The sequence below is a fragment of the Rivularia sp. PCC 7116 genome, from assembly GCF_000316665.1.
Lineage (GTDB): Bacteria > Cyanobacteriota > Cyanobacteriia > Cyanobacteriales > Nostocaceae > Rivularia.
Genome location: NC_019678.1, coordinates 4,872,505 through 4,897,112, shown reverse-complemented (window position 1 = coordinate 4,897,112; position 24,608 = coordinate 4,872,505). Strand labels below are relative to the sequence as shown.

Annotated in this window: 19 protein-coding genes; 4 read left to right on the top strand and 15 right to left on the bottom strand. The window is 38.5% G+C overall.

The features are described 5' to 3' along the window. Positions 1-317: 317 nt before the first annotated feature. Both RIV7116_RS18995 and lnt read left to right on the top strand, forming a co-directional pair. Positions 318-878: a DUF3611 family protein gene (locus tag RIV7116_RS18995; protein WP_015119933.1), complete on the top strand. Its 561-nt coding sequence runs from the start codon at positions 318-320 to the stop codon at positions 876-878. Positions 879-1,055: 177 nt separating this feature from the next. Further along, positions 1,056-2,630: an apolipoprotein N-acyltransferase gene (gene lnt / locus RIV7116_RS18990; protein WP_015119932.1), complete on the top strand. Its 1,575-nt coding sequence runs from the start codon at positions 1,056-1,058 to the stop codon at positions 2,628-2,630. Positions 2,631-2,689: 59 nt separating this feature from the next. Here lnt and RIV7116_RS18985 read toward each other — a convergent pair whose 3' ends face one another. The 11 genes from RIV7116_RS18985 to RIV7116_RS18935 all read right to left on the bottom strand — a co-directional run bounded on the left by RIV7116_RS18985 (position 2,690) and on the right by RIV7116_RS18935 (position 15,703). Continuing rightward, a complete protein-coding gene (locus RIV7116_RS18985) occupies positions 2,690-3,223 on the bottom strand; it encodes a hypothetical protein (RefSeq protein WP_015119931.1) in 534 nt (177 codons plus the stop codon). 136 nt (positions 3,224-3,359) lie between these two features. Continuing rightward, on the bottom strand, positions 3,360-4,991 hold the full coding sequence (locus RIV7116_RS18980) for a TrbI/VirB10 family protein (protein WP_015119930.1): 1,632 nt from the start codon (positions 4,989-4,991) through the stop codon (positions 3,360-3,362). A 177-nt stretch (positions 4,992-5,168) separates the two neighbouring features. Continuing rightward, on the bottom strand, positions 5,169-5,843 hold the full coding sequence (locus RIV7116_RS18975; RefSeq protein WP_015119929.1) for a hypothetical protein: 675 nt from the start codon (positions 5,841-5,843) through the stop codon (positions 5,169-5,171). Between the two features lie 154 nt (positions 5,844-5,997). Further along, positions 5,998-6,795 (bottom strand): hypothetical protein, encoded by a 798-nt coding sequence (locus RIV7116_RS18970; RefSeq protein ID WP_015119928.1) that lies wholly within the window; start codon positions 6,793-6,795, stop codon positions 5,998-6,000. Positions 6,796-7,014: 219 nt separating this feature from the next. Next, the gene (locus RIV7116_RS18965) at positions 7,015-8,049 is read right to left on the bottom strand and encodes a hypothetical protein (RefSeq protein WP_015119927.1); all 1,035 of its coding nucleotides are present in this window, start codon (positions 8,047-8,049) and stop codon (positions 7,015-7,017) included. A gap of 153 nt (positions 8,050-8,202) precedes the next feature. Next, on the bottom strand, positions 8,203-8,988 hold the full coding sequence (locus RIV7116_RS18960) for a hypothetical protein (protein ID WP_015119926.1): 786 nt from the start codon (positions 8,986-8,988) through the stop codon (positions 8,203-8,205). Between the two features lie 107 nt (positions 8,989-9,095). After that, positions 9,096-11,846: a hypothetical protein gene (locus tag RIV7116_RS18955; protein ID WP_015119925.1), complete on the bottom strand. Its 2,751-nt coding sequence runs from the start codon at positions 11,844-11,846 to the stop codon at positions 9,096-9,098. Continuing rightward, the gene (locus tag RIV7116_RS18950; RefSeq protein ID WP_015119924.1) at positions 11,800-12,159 is read right to left on the bottom strand and encodes a hypothetical protein; all 360 of its coding nucleotides are present in this window, start codon (positions 12,157-12,159) and stop codon (positions 11,800-11,802) included. Before RIV7116_RS18950 ends, RIV7116_RS18955 begins: the two co-directional genes overlap by 47 nt. Positions 12,160-12,326: 167 nt before the next feature. After that, complete coding sequence (locus RIV7116_RS18945; protein WP_015119923.1) at positions 12,327-12,935, bottom strand: hypothetical protein; 609 nt, start codon at positions 12,933-12,935, stop codon at positions 12,327-12,329. A 583-nt stretch (positions 12,936-13,518) separates the two neighbouring features. Then, complete coding sequence (locus RIV7116_RS18940) at positions 13,519-13,788, bottom strand: hypothetical protein (protein WP_044291047.1); 270 nt, start codon at positions 13,786-13,788, stop codon at positions 13,519-13,521. A gap of 112 nt (positions 13,789-13,900) precedes the next feature. After that, a complete protein-coding gene (locus tag RIV7116_RS18935) occupies positions 13,901-15,703 on the bottom strand; it encodes a S8 family peptidase (protein ID WP_015119921.1) in 1,803 nt (600 codons plus the stop codon). A gap of 283 nt (positions 15,704-15,986) precedes the next feature. Here RIV7116_RS18935 and RIV7116_RS18930 point away from each other — a divergent pair, with 283 nt between their 5' ends. Further along, a complete protein-coding gene (locus RIV7116_RS18930) occupies positions 15,987-17,333 on the top strand; it encodes an alkaline phosphatase (RefSeq protein WP_015119920.1) in 1,347 nt (448 codons plus the stop codon). Between the two features lie 314 nt (positions 17,334-17,647). Here the strand turns inward: RIV7116_RS18930 and RIV7116_RS18925 are convergent, their stop codons facing one another. The 4 genes from RIV7116_RS18925 to RIV7116_RS18910 all read right to left on the bottom strand — a co-directional run bounded on the left by RIV7116_RS18925 (position 17,648) and on the right by RIV7116_RS18910 (position 22,591). After that, complete coding sequence (locus RIV7116_RS18925; protein ID WP_157229300.1) at positions 17,648-17,965, bottom strand: hypothetical protein; 318 nt, start codon at positions 17,963-17,965, stop codon at positions 17,648-17,650. A 939-nt stretch (positions 17,966-18,904) separates the two neighbouring features. Then, positions 18,905-20,113, bottom strand: a complete 1,209-nt coding sequence (locus RIV7116_RS18920; protein ID WP_015119917.1) for a 4-hydroxy-3-methylbut-2-enyl diphosphate reductase — start codon at positions 20,111-20,113, stop codon at positions 18,905-18,907. Between the two features lie 138 nt (positions 20,114-20,251). Then, positions 20,252-21,079: an SGNH/GDSL hydrolase family protein gene (locus RIV7116_RS18915; protein WP_015119916.1), complete on the bottom strand. Its 828-nt coding sequence runs from the start codon at positions 21,077-21,079 to the stop codon at positions 20,252-20,254. Between the two features lie 150 nt (positions 21,080-21,229). Then, the gene (locus RIV7116_RS18910) at positions 21,230-22,591 is read right to left on the bottom strand and encodes an ammonium transporter (protein WP_015119915.1); all 1,362 of its coding nucleotides are present in this window, start codon (positions 22,589-22,591) and stop codon (positions 21,230-21,232) included. A gap of 390 nt (positions 22,592-22,981) precedes the next feature. On the opposite strand from RIV7116_RS18910, the gene RIV7116_RS18905 reads away from it, so the two are divergent. After that, a complete protein-coding gene (locus RIV7116_RS18905) occupies positions 22,982-24,595 on the top strand; it encodes a sodium:proton antiporter (RefSeq protein ID WP_015119914.1) in 1,614 nt (537 codons plus the stop codon). Positions 24,596-24,608 lie beyond the last annotated feature (13 nt).

The window sequence follows — 24,608 nt, the reverse complement described above, 5'->3', positions numbered from 1 at the left end:
TATATAGTCAGTAATTAGCTGAGTTTATGTAATTTGCAATTGTTGCAAAACGAAGCTGATATAACAACGAAGCTAATATAATATTGTTGCCGTTTATATCGGAATTATTTAGATTTTTTTCTATTTTATTCTTCCTCTGCGTTCTCTGGGGTTTTTTATCATTTCGGTGCAACCGGAATTAATATAACGTAAGGTTGAGAATATTATCTACCTTTTGAAAGAAGAATTGCATAAATACCAGGGCATAAACTAGTAGAAAATCAAATAATAAATTGTATAGAAACTTATAAATTTATTTATAAAAGGAGAAAATATTTATGCGAACAAAATTACCTTCGTCTTCACCAAGTAAACAAGAATTTGCTGGTGTCTTTCGTCTATTTGGTAGAATCAGTTTCTGGGCACATTTGCTTCTAGGTGTAGCCGCTGGAATTTTGTTGCTATTAGTAATGTTTAGTCGCAATTTTAGCGAAATTAATAGCGCTTTTATTGGATTTGGCATATTTTTAGCAGTATGTGGTGTAATTGCAGTCGGTTTCCGAGTATTTTGGGCTTATCGTTATACTCGTTTAGCTAAGCGTTTACAGTTGCCAGATAGCAATTTACATCCGAAAAAAGAAGAAGTAATTAAAATTTTACGTATCGGTTTAGTTACTAGTCTGCTGGGAATCGGATTGGGTTTCTTAGCATCTGAAGGAGCAGTAATAGCTGTTTTAGGAAAAACTTTAGCTCAACCTCAAGGAGTTGCAGTTTATAATCCCGAAACGGTTGTACGCTCTATCGATTTACTGCTGATACTTGCTGATGTCACTATTATTGGCGCTCATTTCTTAGGTGCCGTTAATTCTTTAGGATTAGTTGAATGGTTGGATAATTAAATATTAGGTTGGATTAAAAGTATGAATTAATGCAATTTAGATAGTTGAAATTATAATTTCAAAAATTAATGACTTGAGTTTAGACTGATAGGATGCAATACAAAGGATTAATATTTATAGCAATCCGAAATCATTTAAGGCTGCAATCTGCTGTAATCTTTAGTCTAAACTCTATTTATGAAGCCGAATATTTTTACTAAATCTATAAATCGTAACTCAAAACTGATAATTGCTTTAGCAAGTGGAATCGCTATGGGGTTAACCGTTGCTCCTGTGGAGGCTTGGTTTTTAGCCTGGTTTGCGATGATTCCCCTATGGTTAATAGTAGCTATCCCGAAACATAAAAGTAAATCTTCCTCTCTCCTACCTTCATTGTTGTGGGGTTTCGGCTATCATGGTACGGCTTTGTATTGGATTACCGGGCTTCATCCCCTAACTTGGTTGGGTGTTCCCTGGTTGGGAAGCATTGCAATAGTTGTATTTTGCTGGCTGTTTATCTCCTTTTGGGGAGGTATATTAGTCATGCTTTGGTCTAAGCTAATAAAATTATTTTCAACTCAAAATAGCTTGATTCGCGTACTGATTGGTACAGCTATTTGGTGCATTTTAGAAAGAATTTGGAGCGCGGGACCTTTATGGTGGAGTTCGATTTCTTACACACAATCACCGCATAATTTGGTAGCTTTACATTTAGGTCAAATTTCGGGGCCAACAGCGGTAAATGCTGCAATAATTGCAGTTAACGGTTTGCTAGCAGAAGCTTTAAATACTCGTTTTGTTCAGCGGCAGAGTCAAGAGGGTATAAGTTTTCAGCGATTGGCAACAATTGCGATCGCGTTATTCGTTTCCCTACATTTAATTGGTTTTGGTTTGTATTCTCGTCCCCTTTCTCAAATACCTCAAGCTGCTTTAAAAATAGGGATAATTCAAGGGAATATTCCTAATAGAATCAAGTTTAAGCCCCAAGGAAGCAGACGTATTATGCGAAACTATACTGGGGGTTACTTAAAATTAGCGAATCAGGATGTACAAGCAGTTTTAACTCCGGAAGGTGCCTTACCGTTTTTTGAAGATGAAATTATTCAAAGTTCGGTGATTGCAGCAGTACGGCAAAAAAATGTTTTAGCTTGGATTGGTGGCTATAAACGTCAAGGGAAAGATAGGTATACCAATAGTTTGCTAACTTTTACTGGATCTGGTGAAGTTTATAGCCGCTACGACAAAGAGAAGTTAGTACCTTTGGGAGAATACATCCCCTTTGAAAATATTTTAGGCGATATTATTAACAGATTATCTCCGGTAACAGCCAGACAAATACCGGGAAAATCCAACCAAATTGTGAAAACACCTTTTGGTAATGCTACCGTCGGCATTTGTTATGGTTCAGCCTTCGCCGAACAATTTCGCAATCAAACCGCTACGGGTGGGGAATTCATTATTACGGCTTCCAATAACGATCCTTACAGTGCAGCAATGCAATTTCAACATCACGCCCAGGATATTATGAGAGCCATTGAAAACGATAGATGGGCAGCAAGAGCCACCAATACTGGATATTCTGCATTTGTCAATCCCCACGGTAAAACTTTGTGGATATCAGGACATGACACCTACGAAACTCACGCAGAAACTATTTACCGAAGACAAACTCAAACTTTATATGTGCGTTGGGGTGATTGGTTGTCTTGGGTGTTAGGGGCATTAGGAATTGGGGTTTGGGTATGGGAGAGAAAGGTAATTGGTAATTGGTAATTGGTAATTGGTGATAACTGTTCACTGCTCACTGCTCACTGTTCACTGATAACCACTCACTATTCAACTCTTACACAAGGTGTTTCTCCAAAATTAGGAGGGTCTGCAAATACTGCTAAAGTATTATATTCGGGACTTCCTTCTTGATAAAGCACTCTGAATGCGTAGAGTCTTTTTTTGCCGTTGCCTTCTGTAATTACCGTTAACAGTGTATTGTTAGTATCTGGAAGTCCAGGAATATCAAGTTTTTGGATTCTTCTGAGGTGAATTACGTTGGCTGCGGAGTCTTCGCAGTCTCCGGTATCAGCCTCTTGACCAAATTGTACGCACATTGGGCCATCAAAATCTAGGGTAACTTGTGATGGGTCATCCAACCAAACTTTTTTTATAGTTTCTCCTGCTGGTATAAAGCTTAAATTTGTACCTTGTTGATACCATACTTTTACAGTCGGAATAGCACCACCCAAACCTTGAGCTTGACAGGAAAATATTGAACGCAAAACCGCATTATTAGCAAAAACAGCACCTGCGGTGAATATACTTGTGGCAGAGAAAATTAAAGAGCCAAGGGAGAGGCGAAATCTTTTTTTCATAGATAGAGAAACATAGGGAGAAGAAAGAGAGGGGGGAGAAGGGGAAGAGGCGGAAGAGGGGGAAGAATAATTATTACCAATTACCAATCCCCCATGCCCAATGCCCAATGCCCAATGCCCAATGCCCAATTACCAATCAAATTTGTACTTCTTGATTGACAAATACTTCGACTTTTTTACCTTCTGGTAAATACCAAATATTTGTTCTCCGGGACATTTGAGAAATGGCTCGTTGATTGCGACGGGATATTTGCGGCACTACGGTTTTTGTACCGCCTTCTAATATACCGGCTGCTAAACTTGGGTCGCGGTTGACATTTGTGACGGCTACTGTTCCGTTTTCGCCGGTAACAACTTCGGATTCAGTCCGGTTGATATATTCTGCTGCTTTACCAACTCCACCTGCTAAAAATGAGACTGCATCTCTACGAGCTATTGATGAACGGTTGTTGCGATATTGTTTGGCCATTAACGGCTTGCCTTTGTTACCGCGAATCACTAATGCATTTTGTGGTACGTTCTTTTCTACAACCTCACCTTTTTCTCGCGTCATGATTTTGACTATCCCTAGCTGTATCAATCCGCTTTCAGAAATAGAATCAACTTTCGCAAATATTTGACTTCCTGCGGCTAATGCTGTGGTTCCGTCTGCTGCTTTTAATGATTTTTTCAAGCGCACTACGTAAACGTTATTGTCTTCGTTTTCGTTTTCTCTTCGACGCGAAGGACGCGAAGACCTAGTAGTTTCACCATATACTGGTGTAGCTAATACGGCTGTGGCACTGCTACCTACGGGAATAGTTTTAGAGTTTCTTCTTGGCGATCGCCGAGCTATAGGGGTTGGAGTTTGCCTTTGTATATTGGTTGTGGTTGCTCTCTCTTCAACTTTTCTAGGGGCTTCAATTCTAGTCGGAGATGTTTGATTGCGAACAGTCCGATTTTCACCGAAAGATACTTGTCCGTAACTACCCAATTTTGCTAACCTCGCCCATTCTTGCATGGGGTTGGGTTGTGGCGGTGGTTCAATTTCTACTAATGGCTGTTGGGGTGTGAGGGCTGGAGGTTCCGGTGGTGGTACCATTTGAGGCAGTACCGGTATTGGCTTTGGTGCTGCTTTTGCAATTTTTTGAGGCTGTGGTTTGGGTTGCGGTGCGTTAACTACTCGCTCAACTTTGACTATTTTCGGTACTTCAACAACACGTACTTGCGGTGGTTGAGGTGGGCGAGGAATCCTTGTTATAGATAAATTACGAGGAATACGCGCTCTTGGTGAGGGAGTCGGTTTAACTGCAATAGTTGCCTTTGATGCGGGTTTAACCATCCTCAACTTTTGCTGTGCAGCTTTTACTGTTTCAAGTTGCTCGGAAAGTGCCAGCTTCGTTTTTAATCCTTCAACTTCTTCTTGTAACTGTTCGATACGGGGTTTTGCTTTGGCTGCTGGTGGGGTTGTGCTGCGAATCGCATTTTGTGTCACTTGTGGACTGTCATTGCTCATTATTTGAGATAAAAATCCCCCTGCAAACATGACGACAGCTAAAGTACCGGCACCAACTAAACCTGCTTTGGCGAATGGATTTGCAGAAAGCGGTTGTACGGTAGCGTTGGCAGTTGGTTCATCTTCTGATTGAGGATTGACATCGTTAGATATTGGTTCACCTTCTATATCTGCGGGAATAGATTCATCTAAACCTACCAGCTTTGCCATCCTGGTTTCCCATTCGGTTAACCCCGTTTCGTTATCTCGAAATGATTTTGATTCTTGAGTCATAATATAAATTTAAAATTAGTAATTGGGTATAGGGTATTGGGCATTAGGCATAGGTAATTGGTAATTGGTAATTGGTAATTTTTCACTGCTCGCTGTTGATTAGTAATTAGAATATAAAAGAGATGAATAAATTAAAAAATATTGAACCTTTAACCTTTAACCTTTAACCTTTAACCTCTAACCTTTAATCCTATTTCTCGAACAATTTTTATCTTCTATATCACAGATATTATAAATTTGCATTCTTGCTTCTCCCAGTCGGTAAACTGCTAAATTTATCGGAGTTGCAAAACGGGGTAGAGGAGTTATTTCATCTTTAGTTTCAACTAAAATCTGCTTATTGAAGGGTATTGACTTGCCCAAATTATCACCACGAGTAAAAATTAAACGGTGAGCAAAAATATTAACTTTCCATTTACCATTAGCTATCGCCTCCGGTTGAGAAATCTTTTGAATTACTAAAACATTTTGTTCGGGGCTTTCTAATTCAAAACTATTAAAATTTTGAGCAAATTCTCGTTTAAAATCATTTCTCAATAAATCGGATACAACATCCCAAACTACTGTAGAAGATTGTTTTGCCGACCAAGTAAACATCATAGTCATAGCTTCACCTACAAAACGGCGAATTGTTTCGCGATCGCGCTCAAAACTATTTTTAGCGTCAGCGGTGATAACTCGTCCATTCTCTAACTGTACCAGAATTTGAGGTACAGATTTGCGCTTAACTTGCTGTAACATTCCGCTGTGAAACATTAGCAACAGCAAAGCGAACAAATGCAAGCTAAATGTTCCGATTGCGAACAAGGGAACGATATTAGTTTGATTTTTTTCTGTATTTAAGGTTCGCATTTAAGATTGGGAATTAGGAATTGGTAATTGGTAATTGGAAAGAATAAATAATATACAAGGGAATAAACGAAATATAAAAATTGAAAGTCAAAAGACCTTTCGGGCAATAAAATTTAAAATTAATTAATAAATAATTAGTAAAACTATTGAATTTTCACCGATTTTTACAGCGATTGAATCCTTCTGGAGCTAGATTGTCGTATTTATCGGTTAAACATAATTCTCGGATTTCATAAATCTCTAATTTATCGCTACGAGTTTTATAAATTGCTTTTTGTAAGTCGGTAAGATTAACTATTACTGGGTAATTAAAAGCATCTACTGCCTGTACAAAAATATCTTTATTAAATGGTGTCACGATTTTGTTATCATCACCGCGTTTTTGAACTAAATTTGCGACTATTCCCACTCTCCATTTACCTGGTTCAATTTGCTGCGGGGGATAGATTCTAGCAATATTTAATTCTGCTACGATTGCTTGTTTAGAATTATCTGAAAATACCTCCGGAGGCGTTAATTCTGCTACCGTACTTAAAAAACCTTTACGAAAATCTTCCGAAAACGCAAAGCTAGATATCCAACTACTAGTAGTAACTTTTTTGCTGCCACCCCGAGGTGTTTTAATTGATATTCCCAAATCTTTTTCTGGGTTATTAGCTTGATTAATGTTCTCTACGGGTAATTTTCCCGACCAATCAAACATCGATTTCATCGTTTTACTGACAAAATTTTCTATTGCTGCGGGTTTTCGCTGTAATTCATTCCTATTTTTTACAGGTTTCCCATCAACTAACTGCACAAAAGTCGGTGGTTTCTGAACACTTAATTGACGAATAGTCAACCCCTGAATTATTAATAAAAGTAAAGTTAATAGATGTAAACCGAAAGTAGCAACAGCAAAGGTTACTAAAAGGTTTCCTTTTTGTTTTCGTTTTTCTAATAAACGCACCATGATTGGTAATTGGTAATGGGTAATTGGTAATTAGTAATTGGGCATGGGGCATTGGGCATTGGGCATTGGGCATGGGGCATGGGGCATGGGGCATTGGTAATTGGTAATTGGTAATTGGTAATGGGTAATTTATAACTCACTGCTCACTGCTCACTGCTCACTGCTCACTGCTCACTGTTAACTGCTCACTGTTAACTGCTCACTGCTCACTGCTCACTGTTAACTGCTAACTGATTTCACCCAGGAAGTGGTACTGCTAATAGCATTAAAGACAGCAAAACCTCCCGCTCCTGCTGTTGCCAAAGATAAAATTGGGGCTAATATTCCCAAAAAGATGATAAACCACATTAAATCTGGGTTGGTATTGGGATTTTGGGCTGGGCCGTTAACGATTACTGATGCTGTTAATATGGCAATAATATTGAAGGAAATTTTAGCAATTCCTAACGAGAAAAATCCCGTCAACCATGCAAAAATCGGTTTACCTGCTACGGGTAATAATGAACCACCTACCGCTAATGGCCCCAAAGCAGCTATTAATAGCATTGTAGCTTCTATCAAGTTCTGAAAAGCTGATTGTAGGGAAATTAAAAAGTTTTTTATTGTAATTTGCACGGTGGAGCCAATCAAAGAATTAAATGCTTCCTCCGATAAAACACCCGTTCCTAAAGTAATTTGATTTACTTGGCTTTCTAATCTGCTTATCCAGGGGCGATCGCCATATAAGCTTCTATATTCTTCCCATAAGATATCAATTTTCTCTGTTGCTTTCACAAAACACTGTCTTTGTTGTTCGCCATTCAAAGATTGACAGGGACGTAAAAATGAACCTACTACATCTTCAGCAATACTCATATTAATTGCTTGCTGGTAAGTTTGATTGATATCGGCAGATTCTACTACTTGTTCGTTGATGCTATTAACAAAATTTCGTACTCCCAAAGTTAAATTTGAGAGTATAGTTCCATTTCCAGTATTAGTTAAAAATAACACTACAATAAAAGGCCAAATCAAACCTGATATAGGACGAGAATAATCATTATTGATAGTATCTTTTAACCATTGCATCATAAAAATTAATAGAGTCCCGACGGCGAAAAACACACCAAGATTAGTCAGCGCTCCATATAAATTGCTATCGGTGTTATTTTGCAACAAATCTATCCATTGCCTATCCCAACCGTCCGCAATGCTTTGGGCTGTCGCCGCACCATCATTTATAATTTCATTGATACCAATTTGTGCTAACAACATTTTGGGAATTTTTTTAATTTTAGATTAATTCTCGTTAAATTCTCGTCATAAGGTTCTAACTTGTAATGCATTTAAGAAGGCTCTGCCTTGATACTTAACCGAAGGCAGAGCCTTCCTTATATGCGTTTCCAGGTTGAGCCTAGAAACGAGTAATCACTCCTTACTCCTCCCAAACAAATCAACTTGAGAAGTTGTTCTTAAAAGCCTTGCCGCTTCTGCGGATGCTTTGACTCTTCTAGAACGATTTGATTCTTCAATTTCTTGAGAGATATTAGCTAAATTCAAGTTAGAATATTGCAAGCTTTGATGTAATTGCATTGTCTGAACTAAGTTTTCGGCAATCATCTTTGACTGTTCGTTTTCAATTTCATTATTTTGTAACTGCAATGCAATTAATGTTGATTGACTTTGATTGAGTAATCCTGATAATGGATTAGAAGCATTAATAGCGGTTTCTGCAATATCATCGAAAAGGTTTTGCGAATCTTCTTGCCTTTGTTGAATATCTCTGGTAGTGTTTTCTAAGGAATTTTCAATATTCTCAAGTTTGTTTCTCGAACGTATTTGCGCTTCTTCTCCTAATATTCCTACTGCGATGCTACGAGTTAATTGTCTGTCAACTTCGTTTGCTGATAATTTAGCATTGACTGCTGGATTGTTTTCAAAGTTGTTTGACAAAGAATTAATCACAATATCATCAATCAAACTTCTTCTTGCAGCAATCGGATTGGGAATATTTAACTCACCGTTATAGCTATTGATAGCAGTTTGAGCTTCTGATTCTACAGGTAGTAAAGTATCAGAGATATTATCTTTCAAATAAAGTTGTAAATCGTTAGCGTAATTTTGAAAATCAACCCATACATTACCAACTTGAGCGATTGCCGGTAATGCTGCTAATAACGAAATTGAAAGTGTAATAAAAATTGTTTTTTTCATATTGGTTGTTGGTTGTTAGTTGTTGGTAGTTAGTTGTTAATGGGTAATTGGTAATTGGTAATTGGTAATTGATAATTGATAACTGTTCACTGTTCACTGTTCACTGTTTACTGATTCTTCAACGAAGCTACTAATTGACGAGCAAATGCGGAAATTGCTTCATATTTATCTGCATGAGTTTCCATAAATTGATTTCTGGCAGTTTGTTCGTTAGGATTATTGGCTACTACTGCTAATTGCTCGTAGCCTGGATAGTAACGACAAAAGCTGTAAATTCCGTTGTCATCTAACAACCACTGACTGTAAACTCCTTCTTTACGAGGGAAAAAACTTTCTGAAGCATTTCTACTAATGATGTCGCGGGGATATTTTAAAATGCTTTCAAAACTGTCTACTGCAACCGGCTGAATTCTTCCTATTAACCTAGTTGTTAAATTCTGCAAAATCTTTGATGCTGCTTTGGATTTTGCTATGGTATCCGGGTCTTGGGCTGATAATATAACTCTAATCCCAGCTTTAGCTCCATTGGCGCAAATTCTCCCGACTAAATCTGAAATTTGGTCGAATTCAAACAAAATCGGCGCTTCATCAATGAAGAATATTGACGCGGGGCTACTTAAAGCCCTCCTTAATGCTGCTGAATATGCACTCAAAGATAATACCGCAGCGTCTTCGCTATCCGATAAATTTCTCAATGCAAATACTAAAAGTTGAGCGTCGGTAGGAAAACTTGATGGTGCTGATATTGCTTGTCCAACCCGACTCGATAACCAAAATCTCAAGCGTAAATCAATCTGGCTCAACGCATCTTCTATTCTTCCACCCTGAGCTTCTAAATTTAAATGCTCTGGAGAACAAAATGTGAGAAAATCTTTTAAGGTAGGAGTTTTGTGCCAAGCGACGGAACCAAATCCTTCGTTAATTGCATCTTCATATCTTTTCCTGATGCCGTCATCGTTGAAAAATGCATTCAACGCTAAGTTAATTACAGAGCGCACTGTCTGAGTCAACAGTTGACTTTCGCTCGATGAACCCAATACCATCGTCATCAAGGCTGATTCTAAGAAAGCAACGTAATCCCCAAACCTATCTTTCTGCTCCTCATAACTCAAAGCTCTCAAATCTGGCTGTTCAAATAAATTATTCGATTGTTTGGAAATATCGAAGTATGCCCCCCAATCTTCCATAAATTCCGTGTAGTCGGTAAAGGTGGAAGTACCGTCAGGCTTGGGAAAATCCAAGGCTATCACGGGAATATTATGCGCTAGAGCCTGAGTTAAAATTCCCGAAACTAAAACCGATTTACCAGCCCGAGTTGTTGCAAATAAAGCTAAATTTTTATGCTGATTAAACAAGTCAAGCTGGATTGGTGTTCCCCCTTCCTCAGCAATTAACTCAAAACCTTTTCCGTCTCCTTCCCTTGTCTTTACCAAAGGAATTAAACCAGGTACCTCATTGGTTAAATAAAGCTGACGACGATTAAAAGGTTTTGCCAGTAAACCTTCCCAAACAATCGGTAAAGTTTGCAGCCAAATCTTCCAAGCATATTCAGTTTCTCTAATAACTTGGGCGGGGCGTTGAAAACTATTTTCGATATACCTTGCAGCTTCATCCAATCTCTCAACGCTATCGCGATGCACTAACATGACAACGCTGGTATATATCGGAACGGCACCCTCATAAATCTGCTCTTGAGCCGCTACCGATTTTTTCAACTTTAATTGAGCGCCGACATCAATAGTTTTACTCTTCTCTTCTGCCAACCTCGCCGTCATATTCGATTGCTTCAAAACCCTTTGCAGAGTAGTTTTGACTATCGCCGGATTCGCCGCACTCAACTGACAAAACACTTCCGTATCGACAACAGTTTCCCTGGCAACTAATTCCCAAAGGTAGCGTAATTGAGATGACTTATTTTGCCAACCTCCGGGTTTTTCTAGAAAAGTCAACGCACCTACGTATCGATTATTAACGTTAACCCAACTTCTATCGGCACAAGGTACATCTTTTTCCATCAGCAAAGTTGTACTGTGCAGGTTGTCAATTAATAATTTGGTACTTGCCAAGTCAGAATAAACCTGTTCGTGCAAGCCATCTTCGTCCAAAGTCACCAATTGAGGAATATCAATAGGTTGACTATCGTTAAACCGTCTCCAAATTTCACTCCAAAGCTGGTTTGCATTCATGGGCTTAATATCCAAACCCATCTTATTAGATAAAAGCTGTTCCCAACGACGAAAACCCTGCTTATAAGCACTTCTAACAACAGTTTCAATCCGTTGATGCTGGGTAGCAGTTAAATCCCCTTTGAATTTCAACCACCACTTTTCACCTTTAGCTAATAACCTTTCTATCCAATCATCGGTATTAGTACTATCAGGTTCAACGGTAAAAGTAACGTAAATTCGCAAAAATTTTGGCTTGCGAATACCGCTTTGAGTCAATTCCTTGACTCTAGCACGTTCCGCCATTAATAAATATTTGATATTTGGAGAAGCAGCTTCTTTGACTAAACTTGCTAATTCCTGCTGTCGTCCAATTTCCGAAGTGAAAGAACCCAAATGGAAAGTTAGTTTTTCACCACCAGGAATATCTTTTAATCCAGCTTCAATATTATTACATATAGTATCAATTTGTTCCGGTCTTAAAGTAGTATGAATTCCCCTACAATCAAAACCAAAAACAAAACAAAAACTATCTTTTTTATTAGCCTTATTTAAAATATAGCCGCCAACATCTCGACCATCAAGAGATATCTTTAACATCGTCGCCAGATGTAAAGCATCCTCAAAAGGAGTTAATCTAACATTACTACCTGCGACGTTTGCGACGCTTTTTTTGCCAATTTTTGGCTTCATGGGTTACTTCCAAAAAGCTTTGATAACGTGCAATTCCCCTCGTCCACTTGGGTACACCAATAAACTTGCTTAAAAAGCGCCAACTTCTACCACCTGTTAATATCCACCAAGTCCCCATACCCCAACCAGCAATCAAAGTAGTCCACAACCACTTTTGAAAATCATCATCAAAAAGACCTCCAAAAATTCCATTCACGATGAAATAAGCAGCTAAAGCAATTACTGTCCAAGGAAATATTTGATCTGCTGGTAATGGTCCTAATGATGGTTGTGTGCCTAAAATTTGATTTACTGGTCTAAAATCTTTATCCATAATCAGTTAACAGTTATCAGTTATCAGTTAACAGTTATCAGTATTACTTACTCATTTTCCTTGGTGATTCTTTACTGTTCCCCGTTTCCTGTTTTTTAATTTAAGATTATCATTGATTCATAAATAATTCTTCACTGCTCACTGTTCACTGTTCACTGTTAACTGACTTAACCCCCGATAATAAACCCAGTTAACACATCGGCAATTGTGACAGCGACAACTACTAATAAAGGAGTTCTCGCAATATTTTGCCAGTCTTCATCCTTACGAACTGCATTGACTACACCGATTAAAGCAATAGCAATATAAAGTAAATAAAGCGCCCGCAATACATTAAAGACTAAACTTACAGCGTTATTAGTACCCGAATCATTAGAGCCTTCAGTTAAAGTATTTTTGAAAAAATCTTCAGCCTTGCCAAAAAATTGTGCTTGCGCCGGGGAAGCAAAATAATCCAACCAAAATACACTCAGAAGCAGCGCGATCGCTAAAATTTGCAATCCGATTAACTGGCGCTTTGGTAAATTAAATTTCCACGAAATCTGCTGTATTACTACAGCAATCAAACTACCCAACAACAAGCAAAATAGCAATGTTGGACTGTGCAAACTGACAACGCTTAAAAAAACCGCACAGGCAATTAAAAATGGTACGGATTCTGTTAAAATAGCGCGGCAATTATTAGCTGCCTCAAACAGGTTATAAGACGTTTTTCCCGCCTTATTCCCTAAAGCCTTGAAAAAACGTTTCTTGAGCAAAAAAACAATTGCACGCATTTGCTTTATTTCCCGTCAATTTTTAACAGATGTCTATAATCGCCTTTTCAGCAAACTGTAATTCATCTTCTCAATTTAGCACCAATCATCCCGATTTGGCTTCACTAAGATTAAAATACTAATGTCTTAAAAATATTTAGTCAAATTATACTACAAACTTTAATAAATCGATTTATAAAAATATTATTGTTCTTTACTTTTCTTAAAATTCACTATTGATGATTTATAAATTCAAAGATAGCTAAATGTATTTTAAGTCAATATTCTTCAAGAGAGATTTGATAAGTGTTAAAGTGCAAAGTCCTTTTTTAATTCAGAACCTCAGCCTCGTTTCCCTCTACAAAGTAGCGGAGAGGGATGTCCGGAGGACGGGGTGAGGTTAAAAATGTAGCGGACTCAATAAAAATTAGCTATATTTCAAACTAAAAAAAGACGACTAACTAATAGCCGCCTTTTTTAGCGTTTTTTATCAAAATCACAGATAAATTATTCAAAATTTTTGTTAACTTACGCTACAATCGTTATGTATGCACTAAAAGTCTCAATTGTCAATACCAATGAAACCAGTTTGAGGTCAAAACACTCAAGCGACTGTATCGTGTTTAGCAGAATGGAGTTTTCTAGGGGCACTAATTGAAACTACTCTAGAATCGGTTTCTAAATTTTTCATATCTTCTAGTGTCACAGTTGCTGTAATCAAATTATCTGAAATGTGACCTCTTAATTTGATACCTGCGGGAATATAACCAGGTTCTGTCACTTTTATGGTCACACCAAATAGGTTATCGCTATTTGTGTGTTGCGATTGCGCCATTTCAGAACCATGTTCTTTCTTATGACAGCCATGTAACATGCTCTTTTTTACACGTACTGGTCTACCTGCTACATAAAGCATAGGTAAGAATCCTTGTTTAAGACTTTATTTTTTTCGTCGAATAAATATTATATTCTATTCTTAGATCCTATCACATCGTTCTAACGGCTGAGATAGCGGCGTTTATACTTATTGGCCCGTAGCCGTAACGAGCTGCTTTCAAAGGATCTTCTGGAGGGTTGTTTTCGGCACTTTGGATTAATATATCGCGAATTTGATTGATATCTAATTCAATTTTGCGATCGCGGGCTTCGCTTAACATCAAAGCGATGATTCCCGTAACAACTGGTGCGGACATACTAGTACCCGATTTACGAGAAGATTTAGTTTGAGTAAGTGAAGATGCAGCCCATATATTCTGCCCAGGAGCGATAAAATCCGGTTTTTTACGTCCATCGCGAGTAGGTCCAGAACTAGAAAAATATGATAGAGGCTGACCGGGTTTGGTCGGATCGTAAGAACCAACCATAATAATATTGTGCCCGCAACCGATGGAGCTAACAGTATTAGTATTATCGTGAGGTGGGACAAAGCTAGTCTGGGAACCGTCTTCACGTTCAATCCAAGCGTGAAAAGAACCGTTATTAACTTCAATTCCATGCAATCGTACAGTCCAAACTCCTCCAGGAAGCTTGGATTCCATGAAAATGCCAATCATATTATCACCGTTGTTGGGGTCGCAAAAACGATGAGATAGATAAATCACGGTGTTGTCATTTTCGTCTACAATGTCGCCATTTTCTCCTAATTGCAGACTTACCAAAGCCTCGCCATTGGGAGGAAAAATCTCCAGGAGGAATTTATCAGCCCCAGCATACCAAATTTCCATTGCTTTGTACTGCCAATGTCCCCTAGGAATATCCCAATACAAATCGGTAAAATCATTTTTGGCGACTGTACCCGAGCTATGAATTCCTTTGTAATACGAATTTCCTGCTGCAATAACTACTGCTCGATTCGGCTTATTACTCACCAAAGCATCTATACTTTGTTCCACCAAAGCAGTACCATCATGGGGACCGCCATGTAAAGCTAAACTAATATTCACCACACAAGGACGTTGTTCGGCAATTTCAAAAATGAAATCTACCGCTTCCACAAGCTCGGTAGTATCTCCCAAAGACTTATCTACAGCAGAGCCTCCATCAGCTAAAACTGCCTCTACAGCACCGTTAGAAAAGTGGACGAAAACAATATCAGCTTCCGGGGAAATACCAGGATTTCCGGTACCGTTTCCATTACCCGTAGCGATATCCATTACATGGGTACCGTGAGCAATTTTTCCTGGATAATAACCCAAAGCTGAATAAGGATTTTCCGATTTTAGAGCTTGGTTTATTTCTGCACTGCGATAAACTTTTCCATAGCCAAAAGGACTATCGGGATCGGAAGAACCATCTTGATCCCATAGAGCAAGTATTCTGGTAGAGCCATCCGGGTGACGAAAATTTTGATGAACGAAATCGCAACCCACATCAATAATCCCTACAACAGCATTTTTTCCTTTCTGTTGTGTAGTTTCACTCTGCCAATTCTCCCCCTTACCTACTAGGGAAGGAGATTGGGGGGTTAGGTCTTCCGTCGTTAACTGTAAATTTTGTGACGCTTCCAAACTGACGACACAGGGAGAAGTACGCACGGACTGCAACCGCGATACGGGGACTCTCGCAGTAACAATAATATCTCCATTGGGGGTACTTCCAACTTCTGCCCCTTCTCGGACTTCAGTCATCGAACGCCATGCTCGAACATCGTTAACTTTCGCAATCACAGCAACTTCCCCCACCTCTGTTGAAGCTGTGGGTGGGGTAGATAGCCCTCGGCGACGGCGTTGTATGAGTCGTTGTAATCTCGGGTCAATATCTGCAAAAATATCGGTACATTCAAATCGCATCAATCACCTTCTTCACAGTTCAAACAACTTAAAGCCTAATTATCTATCGTATATATATATTTTAGATTATGATTTTTTTTAATTTACCGAAAGCTAAAAATAAGTAATAAAACTGAGGTATACAAAATATATAGTAGCCCAAGTTACACTAATACTAAAACCTTCCTAAAAACACATTTACAAATCTCGGACACATTGCTATATGTAGCGCAGGCTGAACATCATAAAAGCCGTAATTAACTTAGCAACCTATATATATATATATAGAGTCTCTAAAAAAACCGTGCTACAAATTAACAGAAAAATAATTGCTTTAACAGTATTGACAGTAGTGGCTTTAGCTGGATGTAACTCATCGACATCGGGCAATTCCACTTCAGATTCAACAAATCAAGGAAACGTAATATTCATTCATCCAGATGGTACCAGCCCATCTCATTGGGGTGCGGCGCGAATGCTGCATTATGGCCCGGATAGTGAACTTAATTGGGACAAAATGTCAAACTTGGGTATTTATCGAGGGCATTTGAAAGATCAACTTACCGCAACTTCTAATGCAAGTGCGGTAATTCACGCAACAGGAGTTAAAGCCAATAACGATTCTTTTGGATTGGATGAAAACGGACAACCCTTGGTAGCGGCTTCCGATAAACCGCAAACAATTATGGAAGAAGCTGTTGCTGCTGGTAAAGCCACAGCAATTATCAATTCTGGTATTATACCCGAACCTGGAACTGGTGCATTTGTCGCCAAAACAAAGACTCGTAGCGAGTTTGCAGAAATTACCAAGCAAATAGTAAACTCTGGTGTTGATGTCATTTTAGGTGGCGGTGAAGTTTTTTATCTACCCAAAGGTACTGCCGGAAGATACGCGAAAGCTGAAGAAAGTCAGCGAGAAGACGGATTAAATTTAATCGAAGAAGCGAAAAAAAAGGGTTATACGGTAGTTTATACCCGCGACGAACTCTTAGATTTACCCGCAGACACTAAAAAAGTGTTGGGAATATTCGCCGCAACCGATACTTATAACGATGAACCAGAAGAAAATTTAAAAGAGAAAAACTTACCGCTATACGTTTCAGGTACCCCAACAGTTTCGCAAATGCTAAATGCAACTTTAAAAGTTGTATCCCAAAATGCAAATGGCTTTTTTATTGTTTTAGAAGAAGAAGGAAGTGACAATTTTTGTAATTTCAACAACGCTAAAGGCTGTTTAGAGGCAGTCAAGCGAGCCGATGATGCCATAGGTGTGGCAATGGAATTTATCGATAAAAATCCTGACACCTTATTAATTACCGCCGCCGATAGCGATGCGGGAGGATTAGAAGTAATTGGAGGCACCAGCGAACTTTTTCCTTTGGATAAACCTTTACCGGAAAAAGGAAGAAACGGCGCTCCTTGGGATGGTAAAGATGGTACGGCAACTCCACCTTTCGTTTCCGGCCCCGACAAGCAGGGGAATAATTACCCCTTTGCGATCGCGTGGTCAGGAATCATGGATTTTACTGGTTCGATTGTGGCAAAAACACATGGATTGAATGCAGATAAATTACCCAACAATGTAGATAACACAGATATTTATCGCTTGATGTATCTAACCTTATTTGGAAAAGACATACCCCAAAGGTAGAAAAAAGGAAGAATCGAAAAATTAGATATAGCGCTTCTCATATTTAGTGGAATTGAAATACAAATTTAATCTCATCCTTTCCCCTCTCCAAGAATCAGGAGAGGGGTGTCCATAGGACGGTTGAGGTTCCCGGTTTTTTTATTGGACGCAGTTGAAAACTGCTATAGTTTATCGTTGATTGATTAACTAAAGGTGGACAAATATGACTCTGTCCACCTTCGACTCTTTATAGGAAAAGGAACACTTATTTGTAAGCCAAGTTATTTGAGGAGAAGCACCCGATCTGAATTTTATTGCCTAAGTTGTGTAGCCGATTAACGACCTTTATTCATCTTGGTATAAGTCTTATTTGTTCCTACAAGGCTCCCAATCATATAGCCACCTAATCCCCATAAAACAGGCATTATCCAAGACTCATCAGAAGTGTCTGGTTGGGGAGGAACATCATCTACTTTTCGAGCAGTCTCACCATTTTCTGATGCCTCCCCTATAAATGATTCGTCGTTGAAAGTCTGTGCTATCAGTTTCCCTGATAAGTTGTTGTCCATAGCACTGGCTGGTTTCAAAGCTACAGCAGACAATATCGCTAGACAAGCAGTTACAAGTGCTAATTTGTTAGTAATCCTCATCATAATCCTTAACCTTTTTAATTTGAGTAGATATTTAGACATATGAGGATAATTCCTCACTCTGACCCGGAAATTAGCTGAGAGGGGAATAGTCTTTATATACCTAAATTTTGGCTAGGAATAGCAGTTAGCTTCTATAAGTTTTACCAGAATTTACGGTGCAAAACAATAACATTATGCTACAATTGAAGGTTTGCGTATAGAATCCAAGCTGCTATTAGTGTTAATTATCATACAGCATTGTTGGTACTTAACCTGACAGATAAATTATCTTAATTTCTCTAGCCAAATTTTAATATTGCTCTAATTATTGAGTATATAGCAGCTAATAAACGTATTTCCGCATCGACTATGGGGCTATCAGAAGAAAAGCGGTTCTTTAATGAATACTTAACCAATTGCGTAATTCTTTGGTTCATAGGTAGGTGACTTTTCCCTGTATTTGGTGTAGGGGTAATCATAATTTTCACAGGAAGATATGTCTTATCGTCTCTTCTGTTATGATTCAAGACTCATATCAACATTTACGAAAAATTATGTAGGCAGTTTTTTGACTTGTTACAGTTTGTTAGACAGGAGGACACTTAGTATCAAAACTATGTTCCCTAAGAATGTATAAGAAAATCTGCTGCTATTTTGAGCAATTTAAGTTAGCTATCTATGGTTTAAAGATTGAGGGGAGAGGGGGAGAATTATTTTTTTGTTTACTATATATACTTCAAAAATAATGAAATACGCTACTGTGTGTGGTCAATTGCATAAATTCTGACTGGTTTGTTTTTCGGTAACGTCGGGAGACGTAGCACTGCTACGTCTCTACATTCCGTCGGAATTAATGAAAAGGAATACTAATAGCTGATTTTATCTCCAATCTTGCACTAGTGTCTTTATTCACAGTTTGTTTGGGCTGCTTCAGAATAGTGCATTTTGTGGTGAATAGTTTTAAACTACTGCTACCGCTTTCTTTAATTCAAAAATTTTCTTGATTACATCTTCCACAACTTTATCCGGTGTAGAAGCACCAGAAGTAATTCCTACAATAATCTCTCCATCTGGCAGCCAATTTTCAGATATCTCGATATTGCCATCTAGCTGGCGATGTTCGATATTATTTTCTGATAAAATTCTTTCTACGCTGTCAACATGATAGGAAGGAATTTTTTTCTCTACTGCAATTTCCTGTAAGTGAGCGGTATTTGACGAATTGAAGCCACCAATCACTATCATAAAGTCAAGCTTTTCTTCTACTAGCTCCAACATTGCATCTTGTCTTTCCTGGGTAGCGTCGCAGATAGTATTAAAGCTTTGAAAATGATTATTTAATTCAGTGGGGCCGTATTTTTTCATCATAGTACGCTCGAATAGCTTACCAATCTGCTCTGTTTCTCCTTTGAGCATAGTTGTTTGATTGGCGATCCCAACTTTTTTTAAATCTGTATCGGGATCGAATCCTGATGAACAAGCTTTACTAAATTTAGCTAGAAATTCTTCTCTATTGCCACCATTTAAAATATAGCTAGTAACATATTCGGCTTCTTGCAAATTCAGAACAATCAGATATTTGCCAGCAAACGAACTAGTTGCAATGGTTTCTTCATGTTTATATTTACCGTGAATGATAGAAGTACATTCAACTTTTTTATGCTTTTCAACCGTATTCCAAACTTTAGAAACCCAAGGACAAGTAGTATCAACAATTTTACAACCTTTATCCGACAAAAGTTGCATTTCTTGAACGCTAGCGCCGAAAGCAGGTAAAATTACTACATCTCCAGAACCAACTACAGAAAAATCTTTTTCATCAGCCTTAAGTGAAATAAAACCAACCTGCATTTCTTTCAAACGTTGATTTACAGATGGGTTGTGAATAATTTCGTTAGTAATCCAAATACGTTCTGAGGGGAAATGCTTGCGGGTTTCATAAGCCATTGCCACAGCACGCTCTACGCCCCAGCAAAAGCCAAAAGCTTCCGCCAGACGAATAGTAACATCCCCCCGAGTTAAACTATAATTATTATCTCGAATTTCTTGAATTAAACCGCTTTGATATTCAGAATTTAGCTGAGTTGCAACTTCTTCTTTATGTCCAAATCCCCGACGATGATAATTTTCCGAATGTTGTAATGCACGTTTAAAAGCTTTTGTATCCATAATATTAGATGTTAGTTATTAGTTATTAGTTGTTAGTTGTTGGTTGTTAGTTGTTAGTTGTTAGTTGTTAATTGTCAACACTTCACCATTAACTGTTGACTGTTCACTGTTGACTGCTCACTGTTAACTGCTCACTGCTCACTGCTCACTGTTCATTGTTAACTGTAAAGCAGAACTCCAAACTAAATAACCATCTGGATTAAGATGCAATCCATCGGTAGTCAAATTTGACCTGAGATTTCCTTGTTTATCGGCAAACAAAGGGTACAGGTTTAAGTATTTTACGTCTTCTTTTGCTGCTATGGTTCGCAATTGTTGATTTAACTTGCGAATACGACTATTAGGTATTGCCAAAAGTTTGTCTTTTCCTTCCCAAGTCGCTTGTTCTCCTTGATGGGGTAAAATAGACTGGACTATTATTTGCGCTTGGGAATGCTGCTTACGTAAATAAGCTAATATCTGCCGTTGATTCTCTAAAATAGTTTCATCATTAACACCAGCAATCAAATCATTAATGCCTATCATCACAAAAATAGACTCTGGTGTAGTTTTGTCAAATAAATTTAATCTTTTTAATAAACCAGCAGATTTTTCTCCAGAAATTCCTTGATTTAACCAAGTTTTATTATCCGGTAACAACTCCGAGGGGAACCACAAGCTTAGAGAATCCCCAGCCATAACAGTTAAATTTCGGGGTTTCTTCGTTGCAGCAACTTCAGCCTCCTGTTTCAGAATATTCACCCATTTTTGATAATCAAGTTGATGACGTTTACCCAATTGAGGGGAAGCAACTTGTTGAGTTTGATTACTAGGAACAGTTTCTCGCTTCGGGGAAACCATGTTAGCCAAAAAAGCGGTACCACCTTGTTGTTCGCCAATCAACAAAATTACCGCTAGCAGAAGTATAAAGTTACTCAATAAAGAGAAAAATGCCCAAGCAGGAAAAGTTTTAACAGAACTAGACACGGGTAGCTAGATAAATCAATTATTTGGATATGATAATCTACCCTTCGCTTTTTTTGGGAAATAGGTAGCAGTGAGCAGTGAGCAGTTACCAATTAGCAATGCCCCGTGCCCCATGCCCCATGCCCCATGCCCCATGCCCAATTCCCAAAATTACTTTCTGCCAAAGTTGATTTTATCTGTATATTCCGAATTATATGCTTCTTCGCCGTGTTCGCTGATGTCCATTCCTTGTAATTCGGCGTTTTCGTGTACTCTTAATCCCACCGTACTTTCAACTACTTTGAGAATAATCCAGGTACCAAATCCGGCGAGAAAATAAGTAACTACAATGGCTGCTAACTCTAAAAGTAGTTCGTCGGGATTGCCGAATAATAAACCGTTTCTTCCTGCTGGGTTAACGGCTCTGCTAGCAAAAATACCAGTCAAAATTGCGCCTACGGTTCCGCCTACGCCATGTATGGGAAATGTATCTAAAGCGTCATCAACTTGTATTTTGTGCTTGAGACTAACTGCGTAGAAGCAAACAAAAGCGGTGATACTTCCAATTAATATTGCTGCTAGGGGTGAAACGAATCCTGCGGCTGGAGTGATACCAACTAAGCCAGCAACGCCTCCGGTGGCAGCACCGACTGCTGTAGATTTACCGCGCAATACTTTTTCTAAAATTAACCAAGTCAAAGCCCCTGCGGCCGCACTCGTATTGGTATTTACAAAGGCAATTACTGCTAAATTATTGGCTTCTAAAGCGCTACCGGCATTAAAACCAAACCAGCCAAACCACAACAAACCAGCACCGAGCAAAATAAAGGGTACGTTATGGGGTGGACTCAATTTATCAGGAAAGGTTTTACGGGGTTTTAAGTACATTGCTGCAACAAAAGCCGATACCCCAGAACTAATATGTACCACCGTGCCGCCAGCGAAATCCAACGCACCCCAACCACCAGATAAACTTAACAATCCTCCTACACCCCAAACCATATGCGCGATGGGGGAATAGATGAAAAATGACCACAAAACCACAAATACTGAGTAGCCGGTGAAACTCATACGCTCTGCGATCGCGCCGGAAATTAAAGCTGGGGCAATAATGGCAAACATTCCTTGATAAGCCATAAATGCCAAGTGGGGAATTTGTGGCGCATATTCGCTTGGCTGTAAACCAACGTCATTTAAACCCAGCCATTCAAATCCACCAAAAAATGCGTTACCGGGAGCAAAAGCAAAGCTATAGCCCCACAATACCCAAGTAACACCAATAATAGCCATCGTCACAAAGCTCATCATCAGCGTATTTAGTACATTGCGGGTGCGAACAAATCCACCATAGAAAAAAGCAAGTGCTGGTGTCATTAATAACACTAGTGCCGAACAGATTAATACAAATGCGATTGAACCGCTATTAGCATTGGATGGAAACCCCGGCGATTGCATTTGAGCAAAAGCGTTATCTATCGTTCCGTTTAAGAAAAGCAGAGTTATAGCTACTATCAATGAAATTTTTTTCAACACTTTTTATTGTCCTTGCTGACTATTTTTGCGAAATTTAAATAGATGCGAATACTTCAATAATTCAGAAGTGAAGGTTAATTGAATGGTAAAACTAGGACGCAGAGATTTATATTTATAAAAGACTTTGACCTCAAGTATTTGAGAAAAATATTAGCTATAGATTTGGAAAAGATAGCCGGAATTATGTAAATGTAACCCCGATTTTAATTGTTAGAAAAAAATCAATATGTGATTCTTAGACTTTTAATCAAAAGTGTTTGGTTTGAAGCGTACATACAGAAAATAGGAATTGGGAGTTGGGCATTGGGCATGGTAAGTAGTTAGGAATAGCAAGTAGCAAGTAATTAATTCTTCCCCCTCTACCCCCTCTTCCCCCTCTCCCCATTACCCATGTTAAAAAGTTTCATCTTAATCCTACTTCTCGGCTTTTTCGTCGGACAAATTGCCCAGAGGCTGAAAGTTCCGGCGTTAGTAGGTATGGTTATAGTTGGTATTATATTAGGACCTCAATTTGCCGATTTAATTGTGCCTGAAGTACTTGCAGCGTCTGCTCCTTTGCGAACAATAGCTGTAATGGTAATTTTGATGAAAGCGGGGTTGGGTTTAGATAGAGAAAAATTAGTACAGCAGGGAACTGTAGCGCTAAGATTGGGGTTTTTACCTGCTACTTGCGAAGCTGTAATTATTGCTTTAGCTGCAATGTGGATTTTCAAGTTTGATTTTCCTACGGGATTATTGCTTGGCTGTATCATTGGAGCCGAATCGCCAGCAGTAATTGTACCGGGAATGCTGCGACTAAAAAGTCTGGGTTGGGGAGTTAGTAAAGGAATTCCCGATGCTATTCTTACCGGGAGTGCTTTGTCTGATGTGTTATTATTGCTAGTCTTTAGTTTATTACTCAATTTTTTAGGGCAAGGAACAAATTCTGAAATTACATTACCTTTCGGTTTAACTGTAGATGCTTTTCTACTGCTTCCCATTCAAATAGTTAGTCAAATTTTATTAGGAATAGTAATAGGTTTAGTCACAGCAAAAGTGTTGGTTTTATTACTGACAAAACAAAACTGGACTCAAAATACAGTACAAGATACTTTAATTGCAGCAAGTTTAGCTTTATTGCTGGTGGTAGTAGCAGAAAATATACCAATTTTCTCTGGCTATTTAGCTGTAATGGTGACGGGATTTTTTTTAATTGAATTTGATGCTCCTTTAGCTAGAAGATTGCGCTCAGGTTTTGATAGTTTGTGGGTGGTAGCACAAATTATTTTATTCGTTTTATTAGGGGCAAGTATTCAAATCCAAGTTTTAGAAAAAACTTTGCTTCCAGGATTAATTATTTTAGGAATTGGAACCTTGATAGGAAGGGCTTGCGGATGGTATTTATCTACCTTGGGCAGTAACTGGAAATTGCGAGAAAGATTATTTTTATTGCCCGGTAACTCAGCTAAAGCCACCGTACAAGCTGCAATAGGGGGAATTCCCTTGGCACAAGGAATTGAAGGGGGAGAAATAATATTGGCGATCGCTGCTTTATCTATACTAGTAACAGCACCTTTGGGAGCTTGGGCAATTCCTACCTTTGCACCAAAATTATTAGAGCGAGGCGAAGTCGATCCCACCAAAGTAAGTATTACTCGTAATTTGAAAATATTAGCTGCCGTCGATACTTCTCCTTTAGCGACTCAGGTATTAACTAAAGCTGCCGATATAGCTCGTCGTGGTGATGGCGAGATAATTGTATTGCACGTTATTCAAACAAATGAAGCTAAAGAAATAGAACTTCTAAAATCAGAAACTCAAAGACTTTTAGCAGATATTCGCTATAAATTTATTACTGTTACAGGTGCAATTACAGAAGAAATTATTAATGTTTCTCAACAAAACCAAGTTGATGATATTGTCATGGGTAAGAGGGGACATAAATCTTGGGAGCAAGTTTTGGTGGGTTCAGTTTCTCAAGCTGTATTAGAATCAAGTTCAATTCCCGTTATTTTAGTTAATTAAACAAGTTCAACTC